Here is a 14,768-nt window from a genome sequence, read left to right as displayed (position 1 = left end):
CGATATAGCGCTTGTTCGGTTTCGTGTTTTTCATGTTTTAAAACTAAGACAAACAAGAGAAGTAGAAGTACATAATAGGGGGTAAAAAAATTCAATAGCCTTAAAAACAACACTTTAACAGTTAATCTTCGTTGAATTTCTTCGCATATTGCGTGGGTGTTTTCCCAAATTTCTTTTGAAAAGATTTACTAAAGTACTTTGGATTCTTAAAGCCAACCATGTAGCTTACCTCTGAAACATTTATTTTTTGTTGCTCCAAAAGTTGAGCTGCTCTGTTCATTCTAAAGTGCAGCACAAATTCATTTGGAGTAAAATTAGACCACGCCTTAATCTTTGTAAAAAGCATAGTTCTGCTTACTCCCAGTTCAGATGCAAAGAAGGGTACATCAAAATCATTGTTTCCAATATGCTGCTCAACAATTCGAACAGCCTTTTTATAGAGCACTTCATCCACCGAAGTAACGGTAACCTGACTTGGGTTTAATCCTCCTTCTTCTGTAAATCGCTCTTTAAGCCTGGTCGTGGCTTTTAATAAATTTTTTACTCTCAATTTAAATTCTTTAATATCAAAAGGTTTACTTATGTAGTCATCTGCTCCTCTTTCTAACCCCTCTAACTTATAGACTAAAGATGTCCTTGAGGTTAACAATATTAAAGGTATGTGGCTTGTTCTTACATCGTCTTTAATTTTTGCGCAAAGTTCTGTACCAGTCATAACTGGCATCACTACGTCACTAACAATTAAATCTGGAAATTCCTTTTTAGCAATTTTAAACCCTGCATGGCCGTTTTCAGCCTCCAGAATATTATAACTACCATCCAAGACTCCTTTCATGAACTTTCTTAGAGGTTTGTTGTCTTCTACTATTAAAATTGTTTGCTTTTCGCTATTTGCAATGTCCGGCACATCAAATCCAAGCGGATTTACTTGTGGTTTTAGTTGTTCTATATATTGAGAAACATCATCGCTAAACTTGAAATCCTTTATAATTTCTTCGTCCGATAAATGCCCACAACCAAGTAATAATTTTACTTTAAATATAGAACCCAGCCCGTCATTATTATTACTCACAGAAATTTCGCCTTTATGTAAATCGACAATATTCTTGGCAATAGAAAGTCCAATCCCTGTACCTTTATTATAATCATTATCCGGTTTATTATTGATTGCTACTTCATAAAACCTCTCAAATATCTTATCTCTATATTCATCGGCTATGCCAACCCCAGTATCTTCAACACTAACAAAGACCTCCTCTTCAATTTGTCCAATTCTTATAATAATAGTTCCACCCTTTGGGGTATACCTGAAAGCATTAGAAATTAAATTATAAAAAACGCGTTCCAATTTGGCCCGGTCATAATAAACTAAAATTTCATCTGATGTATTTAGAAATTGATAGGTGTAATTCCCATCCTCGGCAAACTCGGAAAACGATAAATAAATCTCTTTTAAAAATTTAACAATATTTCCCTCGGCGGTTTCCAATTTGTATAAATTCTTCTCTAACTTCCTGAAGTCCATAAGTCTATTTATAAGCTGCAGTAAGTGGTTTGCACTATTTTCAATTACCAAGAGTTTTTTATACACCTTATTACTACCCGAATAATCTTCAATAACTTGTTGTAAAGGCCCTAGAATTAAGGCAAGAGGTGTTCTAAATTCATGAGAAATATTTGTAAAAAATTCTAGTTTAACTTTATTTAATTCTTTGGTTCGTTCTGTTTCTAAATGTTCTAGCTGCAAATCGTGTTTTAGCTTTGTTCTTGATTTTAAGATATGGAGTAAAAAATAAAGCGCTCCCAAAATGAGCAAGCCATAAATTACAAATGCCCACCAAGTTCGCCATGGGGCGGGATCAACACGTATTTTTAATTCTGTGGGTTTCCCGTTCCAAATATTATCATTGTTTGCTCCTTTTACCTGAAAAATGTAGTCTCCAGGGTTTTGAATTGTGTATGATGCCGAATTACCAGTTGTTAAATTCCATTTTTCCTCAAGACCTTTAAGCCTATACTTGTATTTATTATTACTAGAATTAATAAAATTCGGAATTGAGAAAGACACACTAAAGTTACCCTGCGTATGAGATAATTTTACTGATTTAGTGAATGGTAATGTTTTTTTTGAAACTGGTTTTGAACTGTCGTTATCGTCCTTATTTTCTCTTATATTAAACTGAGTTAATATAACTTGGGGTACGCACTTATTTGTTTTTATTTTTCCTGAATCAAAATAGGTTACACCCTCAGGTCCGCCAAAATAGAACTGTGTTTTGTTTATTTTTAAACTGGCGTTATCGTTAAATTCATTACTAACAATTCCATCTGTTTGATTATAGAGATGCGCTTCATTGTTCGTTGGATTAAAGCGTATTAATCCTAAATTTGTACTTAGCCAAATTTGCCCCTCATTTTCCTCTAAAACACTATGTACGGCAGAAATTTTGGACCCATTTAATGAAAGGTTAACTGGCTTTAAAGTCTCGCCATTAAATTTATATAGACCTTTAGACTTTGTTCCAACCCATAAATTCTTTAAAGTATCTTCATAAACACATAAAATATCGTCTCCATACTGCACTTTGGCATCATAAAAAAACGTTTCAACAACCTCGTTTTCAACAATTTTGTTTAAACCTTTCTCTGTGCCAACCCAAATGTTATTATTGGAACTAATACAAATAGTCCTGACTAGATTACTTGATAAGCCAATATTATACGCTTGCGAACTCTGAATTCTTTTAAAACTCTTGTTATCAACGCTATACTTAAAAATTCCTTGTCCAAAAGAGCCAATCCAAATATTATTAAGCTTATCTTTCTCTATAGCATATACACCCGTGGAACTCAATATATCATAGAGGTTTTTGGGTATTTTACTGTTTTCGAACCGTTTGGTCTTTAAATTATAAATCTCGATCCCATTCTTAAACGTACCTACATACAAAAAATCTTCAATAACTTTAAGAGCCTTTATATTAGTGCCTGACAATTCTGAATTATGCTCATCAATAAACCAAAACTTATTGCTTGTCTTATTCCATACACTAATACCTCCTCCTTCGGTACCAAAAAGAATTAGATCCTTGTAACTTTCAATCGAGCTAACTACAGAATAATTCAAGCCACCCCCTCCAAATTTCTGAATTATACTACGAAAATTAACGTTAGTTTCATCCCAAATATTTATGCCTCCGTAATACGTACCAACCCAAATAGAACCTTTCTTATCCTTAAATAGGGCCTTAATGGAGTTCTTACTCAACCCATTCTTATTGGCAATATTAGCTTTAAGGGTAGTGGTAGATTTGTCTTTATTAATAATTATTAAACCATTGTAAGTCCCAACCCAAAGTGCGCCGTGGTCATCAAATAACAATTGCCTAACATTTTTGCTACCTGGATCTATAAAGTGGTCGCTTAAATAGGGTTTGAATGTTTGTTTAGTGAATTGGTACCTAAATAACCCGTTATTCCTGGTTGCTATAAAAATATGAGAATCACCTTGTTCGAGGTCCTGCACAAAAAATCCTTCGCTTCCTTTTAAAATAGAAAACTCAGGGGAAGTGCCTTTTAAATTTATCTTATAGATACCTGCACCTGTCCCAATATAAACATCCTTATTAGACGACTCAAATATAGATGTAACCTCACCTTGTACAGGTCGATCAAATTCGTATAAATAATTATTGAAGTTGTCTTCTAATTTGTTATAAATGGACAATCCTTTCGAGGTACCAAACCAAACCTCACCACTAGAAAGAACCTCAATTGTCCAAATCGTGTTGTTCGCTAAAGAATTTTTTTCTTCGTTATGAAAATACCTCTTAAACTCATTGGTTTCAGGATTATACTTGTTTAAGCCATTATAGGTACCAATCCATATAAACCCATCATTGTCTTCATGAATGGACAAAATATCGTTATTACTAATGGACCTCGGATTATCCTCATCTGTCCTATATACTTCAAACTTAGTACCATCATATTTATTCAAACCATCGCGTGTACCTATCCAAATTCTTCCTAATTGGTCCTGATGCATGGCAATAACAGCACTTTGGGAAAGACCGTCAGCCGAAGTTAAATGATTGAATTGATAAGCCTCTGTTTGGCAATTACCAAGCAACACAGAAAACATTAAAAAGAAAAAAGCAAATAGTTTATACATAAAACAAAACTATCAAATCGTCCAATGATATTTTAAATGTGAAAAATATGAAAAGAAAATAAATTTTAGATATGGTTAAAAATAAAACGATAAAATAATATTCCAAACATGGTAAACATGAAATCGCCAAAACCTAACAAAAATAAGCTCTTGGAAATAAAAAAAGCCGCAATCAAAAAAATTAATTGCAGCTTTTATTTATGATAGTCTTCGGTCTATTCTTTAATCAACTCTAAATTCTCATCCATTGGAGTCATTTTAGGCATGATTAAATGAACCAAACCTAAAATAATAAGGTAACACGACCCTGCAATTAAAAACGCCCAAAAATAGCCTGTATTTCCTGCTTGATCAAGTACCGAACCCAAAGCGAAATCGGCTACAATTCCTGCAACAGCACCCACCATACCACCAATACCAACAACCGATGCCGTGGCTTTTTTAGGGAACACATCTGATGCTAGGGTAAAAATATTGGCTGACCAAGCTTGGTGCCCAGCAGCCCCTAATCCTATTAAACAAATAGCCAACCATTTACTATCCGTTATGGCTACATAAGCTACTGGTAAAATGATTAAACCACATATAAATAAGGTTGTTTTTCTGGCTCTATTAACCGACCAACCTTTTCTAATAAATACACCAGACAAGTAGCCTCCTAAGATGCTTCCTCCATCAGCCAAAATATAAATTACAAAGAAAGGAAGTGCAATATTTTTTATATTAACACCAAACGTTTCTGCCAAAAATTTTGCTCCCCAAAAAAGATAAAACCACCAAACCGCATCTGTTACTTTAGCTAATGCAAATGCCCATGTTTGACGCTTTCCTAAAACACTTTTCCAAGGTAATTTTTCTTCATTTTCTACTTCCGAATCGGCCTGAATATAAGCTAATTCCTCTTTTGAAACCTTTGGATGAACCTCTGGCTTCTTATATGTTCTTAACCATAAAAACACCCAGATAGCACTTAAAAGTCCTGTAATTAAAAAAGGGATTTGCCAGTTCTTACCATTTTCATGTACAATCCAACCAATAACAAAAGGCGCCGCTATAGCACCAATACTCGTCGCAGCGTTAAACAGACCGGTTGCAAATGCACGATCCTTTTTTGGAAACCATTCGGCTGTTGTCTTAATAGCTGCTGGAAAGTTTCCAGACTCACCAAAACCTAAACCAAATCGAGCTGCCGCAAACCCTATGACACTAAAACCTGGACGAACCGCGGCATGCAACATGCCAAAAACACTCCAAAGACCAATGGATAACACGTACCCTTTTTTGGTTCCTAAACGATCGATTAAACCTCCCATTGAGAGCATTCCCAGCGCGTAAGCCACCTTAAAAGATATCATAATATTTGCATAATCAGTATTGGTCCACCCAAACATTTTTTCTAAGGTGGGTGCCATAACCCCAATGATACTTCTATCGAAATAGTTGATCGTTGTTGCAAACATTAACAACGCCAAAATTCGATAGCGATAGTTACCAATCTTTTTTGTATTACTCATAATTATTTTGGTTTATTTGTTATTATCATCATTTATTGTAAATCCATTTAACACTTTACTAAGTTACAGCCTAATGTAAGTCGTTTTTACGTTTACTTAAAATTAAAATAAGCCTTAGCATTGTAGTAGCAAATATCTTGAACTATTTTCCCTAAAAACTCAATATCGTTGGGAATGAGACCCTGCTTAACATCCTCACCAATAATATTACATAAAATACGTCTAAAGTATTCATGCCTAGGAAAAGATAAAAAACTTCTACTATCTGTAAGCATACCAACAAACTTGCTTAAAAGTCCCATATTAGACAAGCAATTTATTTGCTTTTCCATACCATCTTTCTGGTCTAAAAACCACCACCCTGAGCCCCATTGCATTTTACCTGGGCAATCGGCGCTTTGGAAATTGCCCATCATTGTAGCAAACACTTCGTTTTGTGCCGGGTTAAGATTATAGGTTATGGTTTTGGCTAATTTGTCCTTTAAATTAAGTGCATCAAAAAGTTTAGACATTGCTTGTACAGCGGGAAATTCTCCAATTGAATCTACACCTGCATCCAAACCAACTTGTTCTAAAAGCCTGCTGTTATTATTTCGAATAGCTCCAATATGAAACTGTTGTACCCAACCTTTTTCATGATACATTTCACATAGCCTCATCAAAATACAAGATCCAAAGATCTCGGCCTCATCATCAGATATTTGCTGTCCGTCTAGGCGCTTTTTAAAAATAGTGTCGACCTCTTCTTCTGTAAAATGCGAAGCAAATAAAGTCCCTAAGCCATAATCGGAAAGCCTACAACCTAAAGAATTAAAAAAGTCAATTCGGATCTGTATCGCTTTAATTAATTCGTCTAAATTACTTATTGAAAATTCAACACAAGCCGATAATTTTTCAATATAAGCATTAAAAGAAGTACTTTGAATGGATAGCAAATTATCTGGCCTAAATGTAGGATAAACTTTCGTATACATTCCCTTTTCAGCTATCTCTTGATGATATTTCAGATCATCTACAGGGTCATCTGTTGTGCAAATAACCTCTACTTTCATATCCTCTAAAAGCTGAGCAGGTGTTTTGTTTTCTAAAATAAGATTAGCCTTTTCGTAAATCTCTTCAGCTGTGTCAGGATGAAGCAAATCATCAATACCAAAGTAACGCTTTAACTCTAAATGTGTCCAATGAAATAAAGGATTTCTTAAGGTGTAAGGTACTGTTTCTGCCCATTTCAAGAACTTCTCTTTATGTGAAGTTGCAGAACTGGTAATATAAATCTCATCAATACCATTGGCCCTCATAGCCCGCCATTTATAATGATCGCCTTGCAGCCAAGCTTCTGTTATATTTTTCACAGGCGCATCCTCTGCAATTAATTGCGGAGATAAATGATTATGATAATCGATTATAGGTAAATCTTTAGCGTAATCATGATATAAGGTCTTAGCAATCTCGGATTGCAAAACAAAATTATCATTAATAAAACTAGTTGTTGTCATATGTTAGTTTAGTTCAAAATAACCTTTAATGGGTTGTTTATTTTTGTTGAAAAATCTTCAAGATAGGCATTCCAGTCTTCTTTGCTTGTAAAGTCATTTGCCTTTTCCCAACCAAAACCAGCATAGTAAACACCTTTACCATCAACAACTTTTATCTCTGCGAATAAATTACTTCTATCTTTTACTGGTGTATCGTAAAGTTCTGAGGATACCATATTGTTATTAGGAACAACAATACCTTTTCCTAATTCGGAATCGTCATGTGGTTGCCAATAAGACACCCATCCAGAGGCCAGATTATGTGTGTCTTCCCCAGCTTTTTCATGTAGTGTTAATCCTGCATGAAATGTTTTTGTACCCGTAATTTCAATCTCAAATTTTGATAAATTACTACCATAATCTAAGGAAATATGCTTGATTTCAGATATCATATCTCCATTGGCATCCCAATCTTCATAATGTAGAATAAAACTTGTCCTTAAGGGGCCAGTAGTAATGGTTTGCCATTTTGTAAAGTTTTTTGAAATATAAAATATCGTATCACGCTTAACGGCAATACCGCCAACTCCTCTACTTACTCCCACATGAAAATTATCAAGACCTTCTCCATGATCATCATGATAAGATCCTTTTCCTTCCAAATCGTTTTTATACCACTTGTTAATTATTGGGTACTCTACGCGCTTTAACCAGCCATCTATACCACTAGATAGTGTTGCCTTTTTAAGATTGTTTTCAAATCGGTATTGTGCATCTGGTCCAAAAGTTCTGAATGCTACTTTATTATTCTCCCAAGCATAATCGTCTGTACGTTCAGGAACAAATCTTGAATAACAATAGTCAATAGTTTCCTCTTTGCTTGGATCATCCCCAACTACCAATTCGTACTTTTTTGTAGCATTCGCACCAATTTCGGGCTGAAATAAAAGCATATCTATCTCACCGTCTAAATTAGAGTCAACGAATTGAGATAATAAAACTTTATTTGCTTCTAAATCTTTAACTAAAAGATTTTCAAACACCTCACCTTGATTTAATTTTAAAGCCGATTTATTAATCTCAACGGTTTCAAAAGATCGGTCTAGGTTTAATGTATTCTCGATTGTAATAATATGCTTGTTCGTTTCTTGGCAACCAGCAGGAACAAAAAAACCACTTAAAATCAAAAATAAAGCTATCTTTCGCATGATTATTCTTCGTTTGCTGGTTTACCTATTGTAGCTAAAATACCTCCATCTACGTAAACCACATGACCATTTACAAAATCGCTAGCCTTGGACGACAAAAATATTGCCGCACCAGCTAAATCATTAGGATCTCCCCATTTAGCTGCAGGCGTTCTGTTTATAATAAAATCATTAAACGGATGTCCGTCCACACGAATAGGTGCTGTTTGAGAGGTCGCAAAATAACCTGGCCCAATACCATTAACCTGAATATTATGTCTGGCCCATTCTGTTGCCATATTTTGGGTTAACATTTTCAAGCCACCCTTAGCGGCCGCATAAGCACCAACACTATTTCTACCAAGCTCACTCATCATAGAACAAATGTTAATTACTTTACCAGCCTTACGTTTTATCATTCCTTGCACCACATGCTTAGAAACTATAAACGGACTTACCAAATCAATGTCTATAACCTGCTTAAAATCGGCTACCTCCATTTCAATTAATGGTGTACGTTTTATAATTCCAGCATTGTTAATAAGGATATCTATTTGTCCTACCTCTGCCTCGATTTTAGCTACCGCCGCAACGACCTCTTCTTCATTAGCTACGTTAAACTTATATCCAAAAGCATTAATCCCTTCACTTTTATACTCATTAACTGCTTTATCAATTTTTTCCTGAGAAGAGTTTCCGTTCACAATAATTGTGGCTCCAGCAAGCCCCAATCCTCTGGCCATAGCCATACCCAAACCATGAGTACTTCCAGTTACCAAAGCATTCTTTCCTTTAATATCAAATAATGACATGCTCATAGTTTATCTTAATTCAGTTATTTTTGCAACATCCATATCACCATAATCTAAATTCTCACCAGCCATTCCCCAAATAAAAGTATAATTCGCAGTTCCAGAACCTGAATGAATAGACCATGGTGGCGAAATCACAGCCTGATGGTTCTGCATCCAAATATGACGTGTTTCTTGCGGTTGCCCCATAAAATGACAAACAGCCTGATCTTGAGGAATATCTAAATAATAATAGATTTCCATTCTTCTATCATGCACGTGGGCAGGCATCGTATTCCAAACACTACCTGTTTTTAATTCTGTCATTCCCATTTGCAGTTGACATGTATCAACAATACCTCCAATAATTTGCTGATTTACAGTTCTATGGTTTGCTGTTTCTAAAGACCCAAGTTCAATTTTATTTGCCTCAGCTTTACTCACTTTTTTTGTTGGATAATTTCTATGAGCAGGTGCCGAATTTAAATAAAACTTAGCTGGGTTGTTTTTATCTACACTTTTAAAAACCACTTGTTCGTTTCCACTTCCAATATAAAGTGCATCCTTTAAAGTAAGTTCATAAACATCGCCATTAACCTCCACGATACCGTCACCTCCCACATTGATAATTCCAATCTCTCGGCGTTCTAAAAAATAAGAGGATTTTAAGGGATCAATTGTTTCAAGGGTAATTGGTCCAGCAACCGGCACAGCCGATCCTGCCATATATCTATCATAATGCGTATAAACCAAAACCAATTGGTCCTCTTGCATTAAATTATCAATTAAAAATTCGTCTCTTAACTCTTGTGTATCATAAGCTTTAACCGCTTTAGGACTCGAGGCATAACGTGTTTCGTACTGTGTTTTCATTATTTTAATGCATTTGAATTTATTATACTGTTTGTTTTAGGCCATACTCTAGACCTCTTAATTCTGCCAAACCACGAAGTCTTCCAATACCAGAATATCCAGGATTGGTTTTCTTGCGTAAATCATCAAGCATTTGATGACCATGATCTGGTCTTACAGGAATAGCATGATCTACTCTTCCTTCTGAACGTCTGCGTTTTTCTTCACGGAGAATTTCTTTCATGACGTTATACATATCAACATCGCCATCAAGATGATTGGCCTCATAAAAATTCCCATCTGCATCGCGCTTTGTACTTCTCAAGTGAAGAAAGTGAGCACGATCTGCAAAACGCTTAAATATTTGCACCAAATTATTATCTTCTCTAACTCCTAAGGATCCAGTACAAAATGTAATACCATTTGCTCTATCTGGAACATTGTTAAATAAATAGGCATAATCTTCTTCGGTACTAACTACCCTTGGCAAGCCTAAAATAGGGTAAGGAGGATCATCTGGATGTATACACATTAATACCTTGTTTTGAGAGGCAACAGGTATGATCTCTTTTAAAAAATCCACCAAATTTTCTCGCAGTTTTTGGGCATCAATATCCTTGTAGGTATCTAAAATTTCTTGAAATTGCTCGAGTGTATATCCTTCCTCTGCACCTGGCAAACCAGCAATAATATTATTTACTAGCCTAGTTTTTGCATCTTCAGAGAGACCATCTACGTAAGCCTTTGCTTCTTCTTGCTGCTCTTTGGAATAAACTTCTGCTGCGCCTGGTCGTTTTAACAAAAACAATTCGAATGCCGCAAAAGCTATCACATCGAAACGCAACGCTTTGGAACCATCTTCTACTTCAAAATCTAAATCTGTTCTTGTCCAATCCAATACTGGCATAAAATTATAACATACAATGTTTACGCCACATTGTGCTAAATTTTCAATACTTTCTTTATAACGCTCGATATACGTTTGGTAAGCTCCAGAACGGGTTTTTATATTTTCATGAACCGGAATACTTTCAACAACACTCCACGTTAAGCCTTCGTTTTCAATTATAGTCTTCCGTTTTTGAATTTCTTCTACAGTCCATACTTCTCCATTAGGAATATGATGTAATGCAGAAACAACGCCTGTTGCGCCCGCTTGTTTAATATCTGATAAGGATACAGGATCATTTGGCCCGTACCATCTCCATGTTTGTTCCATTACTTTTAGTTTACTTTATTTTGTAAATTCTTCCATTAATTTAGTTACTAATTGACCATCTTCAAACGGACAGGGATTACTTCGTTTTCCGAGAAAATAGTTAACCGTTTGCTGTATCATCGGCTGTTGAATATTTTCTGGGTTTTTAAAATTAAAAGTCCTGTTTATTTTGCTCGAGTTTAGTATCAATCTATCATTATAAAACGATATTTCAATTGTTCCATGTTCACCATAAATTGTGCATCGATCTTCTTCCAGATATTCTGGAATCGCAAAAGACCACATACCTCTAAATTGCGTACCGTTACTAAAATCAATAATGCCATTAACAGTATCATCTACTTTATTAATTTTTGATTGATTTATAGACAATCCAACCGCTCTTTTATACTCACCAAAGAAATAATACATTAAATCTATTTGATGTGGTGCAATATCGTGAAAATAACCACCGCCAGATACTTCTTCGTCTAATCTCCATGTAGCCTTGTCATTAAAATTATATGGCTGAAGAAACCTTAGATCAACAAACTTAGTATTTCCAATAGCATCCGATTCAATAAGTTCCTTAACTTTTAAATACATAGGAAGGAACCTACGATAATGAGCAACTACCAATCTTTGATTGCTATTGCTTAATGCTTTTTCCAACTCTTTTGCTTCAGTAATATTAAGCACCATTGGCTTTTCAATATACACATTTTTCCCTGCTTTTAAGGCTTTTATGGCATATTCTAAATGAGTTGAAGGTGGGGTTGCTATATAAACAGCATTTATACCGTCATGATTAAGAAGATCGTTAGCACTACTATACCAATGTGGCACATTATGCCTTTTAGCAAAGTCTTCAGCCAAACTGGCATTACGGCGCATTACAGCAACTAACTCAGAACTCTGGCTGTTTTGAAATGCTGGTCCACTTTTAACTTCAGCCACATCTCCACATCCAATAATTCCCCACTTAACTATTTCTTCTGCCACTTTCTTTTTGACCATTTAAAAATTAAACACCACTGTAAGCACTAAATCCACCATCTATTGGCACAACAACTCCCGTTACAAACGAAGCTCCCTCTCCACATAACCAAAGAGTAGTTCCAACTAAGTCCTCGGGCTCACCAAATTTCCCCATAGGTGTTTGATCTATTATTTGATTTCCTCTAGGCGTTAAACTACCATCACTATTTGTTAATAAGGTTCTATTCTGTTCGGTTAAAAAGAAACCTGGCGCCAGCGCATTCACTCTTATACCTACTTTTGAAAAATGCACCGCTAACCATTGTGTGAAATTTGAAACGGCTGCCTTTGCTCCACTATAAGCTGGTATTTTTGTTAAAGGTGTAAAAGCATTCATTGATGAAATATTTAATATACTACAACCTTCTCTACCAACCATATCTTCGGCAAAAATCTGCGTAGGTAGTAAGGTTCCTATGAAATTTAAATTAAATACAAACTGAATACCTTTAGGATCAAGATCAAAAAAGGTTTTAAACCCTTCATTTTTATTGATTAAATCTTGCGCTTCTAAAAATGGATTAGACGTTGTTCCTAAAGGATGGTTTCCTCCAGCTCCATTTATAAGAATATCGCACTTACCAAAAGCTTTCTCTACTTCATCCTTTGCGTTAACCAATGATTCCTTTTCTAGAACATTAGCCTCAACACCAACGGCATCTCCTCCATCCTTATTAATTTCGTCTGCCATTTGAATAGCTGCATCTTTATTTAAATCCAAAAGCGCTATTTTATTCCCTTGTTTTGCCAAGGCTTTTGCTAATGCACCGCATAAAACACCTCCTGCTCCGGTAATTACAATTGTTTTACTCATTATTAGTTTATTTGTCTGTTTTTATTAATTAAATTAAATGACGCTTTTAGCTTTTCATTAAGCCTTCAAGCAGAATATCAAAATAATACCATTCTAACCATTATTAAAAGCGATACCAATAAAATTGTACGCTATCACTCCTTAATTGTACAATTATAGCATTGGTATAACAATCTTTCAAAACGAATCGCTCAACCTGCTTACAGCTTATTTAGTTAGAAAACGAAAGCCTGCTGTTTTACTTTTTCTTGTAAAACAAATATATCCAACACCCTACAGGATGCCGTCCTGCTCTGTCCTGTATTCGCAAGCAAAAAACAAAACTTTTAAAAGATGGTTTAAAGTGAATCTCGAAGGATTAGATGTGTATCTAAATACGTTTGTAAGGGTTGATTAGAAGAAGTAACAAAACTAGCTACTTTTGCACCAAACTCTTTGAAATCGATAGATATAACAGAAATTCCCTTATATGTAAATCTTTTTAGTGGTGTATCGTTATAAGACAATATCCCAACGTCTGTACCCAAATCATATTCCTTTTCAGTAGTTTGTTCTAGAAGTTCATACAGGATACGATCATTAACACAGATATAAGCGGTACCCTGTGTTACTTTTAAATCTTTAGAGTTATTACAAACAGAATATTTAAAATTGTAATTAGCACAAAACTTCTTGAAATACTCCACACTTTCAATTGGATGATTTGTAAATTCTGGATACACAAAACTTAAGGCTTTGTATTTGTGTAATTGTTTTGATGCTTTTTGGAGCGCAGAATAAAAGGCCTCACCAAAATCTTGAAACACAAAATTACCCGAACAACCTAAATTAGCTTTCCAATCGATTAACAAAAGCTTTTCTGAATCTATTTGTGAAAGACTTTTAGTAACCTCCGGATGATCAAAACCCATAACAACGTATTTGTAATACTTGCCGTTATCTGGATTTAACATAGATTTAAAATTCTTAATATTATAATGATGAAATTGCAAATCAACAATAACATTATCAGACATATAACTCATAAAAGAATGATAAAAAACCTCTTTATATGCTTTAAAGGTACTGATAAGTAATAATACCCGCTTTTGACTTTCACTTATGTAGTAACCCTTGTTGGGAGTTGCCTTAATATAACCTTGCTTTTTGAGAAGCGTATAAGCTTTAAAAACAGTATCACGCGAGATACTGTAATCTTTGCTAAATTCGTTAATTGACGGTATACTATCTCCTGCCTTAAAAACATTAGCTTCTATAGATTCTTTGAAGGCGTTAACCACCTTTATATATTTGGGAACATTATTTTTATTAATATCCCTAAGAATAACTTTTTGGTCAATCATTTTTCTGGAACTCGCACTAGTTTGGTTTACAAATGGTTAATAAAACCGAAGCTTTATTCTTTCAAAGAAATTATATTAAAACGACATATCTATCCTGTACTTTCGGAATCAAAAATAATTTTTTGATATAATTGCTTAACTTCGTGAGAATCAAGAATAAATATTTTTAAAAAATATACAAATCTAGCAGTTTAATTTCTTTGAAATTAGCCACTAATCATTAATAATTTATAAAACCTACTTATTCTTTTTTTTTAAATCTCAAATAACTTGCTGCCCATATTAATTAAGTAAGCTATATTACTCTTTACTCTTTGCTTTGCTCTTAAATTTAAACCCTTCATCATAAAAAAAAACCTTAGACCAACTTTTCTTTGTAGGC

At 34.6% G+C, this 14,768-nt stretch carries 10 protein-coding genes; all 10 read right to left on the bottom strand.

The window, feature by feature from the left end:
- Positions 1 to 121 precede the first annotated feature (121 nt).
- The 10 genes from E5D58_RS04900 to E5D58_RS04855 all read right to left on the bottom strand — a co-directional run bounded on the left by E5D58_RS04900 (position 122) and on the right by E5D58_RS04855 (position 14,386).
- Positions 122 to 4,174, bottom strand: a complete 4,053-nt coding sequence (locus tag E5D58_RS04900; RefSeq protein WP_136480725.1) for a two-component regulator propeller domain-containing protein — start codon at positions 4,172 to 4,174, stop codon at positions 122 to 124.
- A 215-nt stretch (positions 4,175 to 4,389) separates the two neighbouring features.
- Positions 4,390 to 5,688, bottom strand: coding sequence for an MFS transporter (locus E5D58_RS04895; RefSeq protein ID WP_136480724.1), 1,299 nt, complete (start codon positions 5,686 to 5,688; stop codon positions 4,390 to 4,392).
- Between the two features lie 92 nt (positions 5,689 to 5,780).
- Positions 5,781 to 7,184, bottom strand: a complete 1,404-nt coding sequence (gene uxaC / locus E5D58_RS04890; protein WP_136480723.1) for a glucuronate isomerase — start codon at positions 7,182 to 7,184, stop codon at positions 5,781 to 5,783.
- Positions 7,185 to 7,192: 8 nt separating this feature from the next.
- Positions 7,193 to 8,371, bottom strand: coding sequence for a DUF4861 family protein (locus tag E5D58_RS04885; protein ID WP_136480722.1), 1,179 nt, complete (start codon positions 8,369 to 8,371; stop codon positions 7,193 to 7,195).
- A gap of 2 nt (positions 8,372 to 8,373) precedes the next feature.
- Positions 8,374 to 9,168, bottom strand: a complete 795-nt coding sequence (locus E5D58_RS04880) for a gluconate 5-dehydrogenase (protein WP_168796629.1) — start codon at positions 9,166 to 9,168, stop codon at positions 8,374 to 8,376.
- A gap of 3 nt (positions 9,169 to 9,171) precedes the next feature.
- Positions 9,172 to 10,014: a 5-dehydro-4-deoxy-D-glucuronate isomerase gene (kduI, locus tag E5D58_RS04875; RefSeq protein ID WP_136480720.1), complete on the bottom strand. Its 843-nt coding sequence runs from the start codon at positions 10,012 to 10,014 to the stop codon at positions 9,172 to 9,174.
- A gap of 22 nt (positions 10,015 to 10,036) precedes the next feature.
- Entirely contained in the window at positions 10,037 to 11,212 is a 1,176-nt protein-coding gene (gene uxuA / locus E5D58_RS04870) for a mannonate dehydratase (RefSeq protein WP_136480719.1), read from the bottom strand.
- Positions 11,213 to 11,227: 15 nt separating this feature from the next.
- Positions 11,228 to 12,208: a Gfo/Idh/MocA family protein gene (locus E5D58_RS04865; protein WP_136480718.1), complete on the bottom strand. Its 981-nt coding sequence runs from the start codon at positions 12,206 to 12,208 to the stop codon at positions 11,228 to 11,230.
- Positions 12,209 to 12,215: 7 nt separating this feature from the next.
- The gene (locus tag E5D58_RS04860) at positions 12,216 to 13,043 is read right to left on the bottom strand and encodes an SDR family oxidoreductase (RefSeq protein ID WP_136480717.1); all 828 of its coding nucleotides are present in this window, start codon (positions 13,041 to 13,043) and stop codon (positions 12,216 to 12,218) included.
- Positions 13,044 to 13,381: 338 nt separating this feature from the next.
- Positions 13,382 to 14,386 (bottom strand): GntR family transcriptional regulator, encoded by a 1,005-nt coding sequence (locus E5D58_RS04855; protein ID WP_136480716.1) that lies wholly within the window; start codon positions 14,384 to 14,386, stop codon positions 13,382 to 13,384.
- Positions 14,387 to 14,768 lie beyond the last annotated feature (382 nt).

It is taken from the genome of Cognatitamlana onchidii (assembly GCF_004804355.1).
Classification (GTDB): Bacteria; Bacteroidota; Bacteroidia; order Flavobacteriales; family Flavobacteriaceae; genus Cognatitamlana; species Cognatitamlana onchidii.
The sequence above is the reverse complement of the archived record's forward strand: the minus strand, read 5'-3'. Positions and strand labels throughout refer to the sequence as shown.

Bases quoted from the DNA above. Each gene is read 5' to 3' on its own strand.
- E5D58_RS04900 (WP_136480725.1), bottom strand. From the start codon at position 4,174: ATGTATAAACTATTTGCTTTTTTCTTTTTAATGTTTTCTGTGTTGCTT.
- E5D58_RS04895 (WP_136480724.1), bottom strand. From the start codon at position 5,688: ATGAGTAATACAAAAAAGATTGGTAACTATCGCTATCGAATTTTGGCG.
- uxaC (WP_136480723.1), bottom strand. From the start codon at position 7,184: ATGACAACAACTAGTTTTATTAATGATAATTTTGTTTTGCAATCCGAG.
- E5D58_RS04885 (WP_136480722.1), bottom strand. From the start codon at position 8,371: ATGCGAAAGATAGCTTTATTTTTGATTTTAAGTGGTTTTTTTGTTCCT.
- E5D58_RS04880 (WP_168796629.1), bottom strand. From the start codon at position 9,168: ATGAGCATGTCATTATTTGATATTAAAGGAAAGAATGCTTTGGTAACT.
- kduI (WP_136480720.1), bottom strand. From the start codon at position 10,014: ATGAAAACACAGTACGAAACACGTTATGCCTCGAGTCCTAAAGCGGTT.
- uxuA (WP_136480719.1), bottom strand. From the start codon at position 11,212: ATGGAACAAACATGGAGATGGTACGGGCCAAATGATCCTGTATCCTTA.
- E5D58_RS04865 (WP_136480718.1), bottom strand. From the start codon at position 12,208: ATGGTCAAAAAGAAAGTGGCAGAAGAAATAGTTAAGTGGGGAATTATT.
- E5D58_RS04860 (WP_136480717.1), bottom strand. From the start codon at position 13,043: ATGAGTAAAACAATTGTAATTACCGGAGCAGGAGGTGTTTTATGCGGT.
- E5D58_RS04855 (WP_136480716.1), bottom strand. From the start codon at position 14,386: ATGATTGACCAAAAAGTTATTCTTAGGGATATTAATAAAAATAATGTT.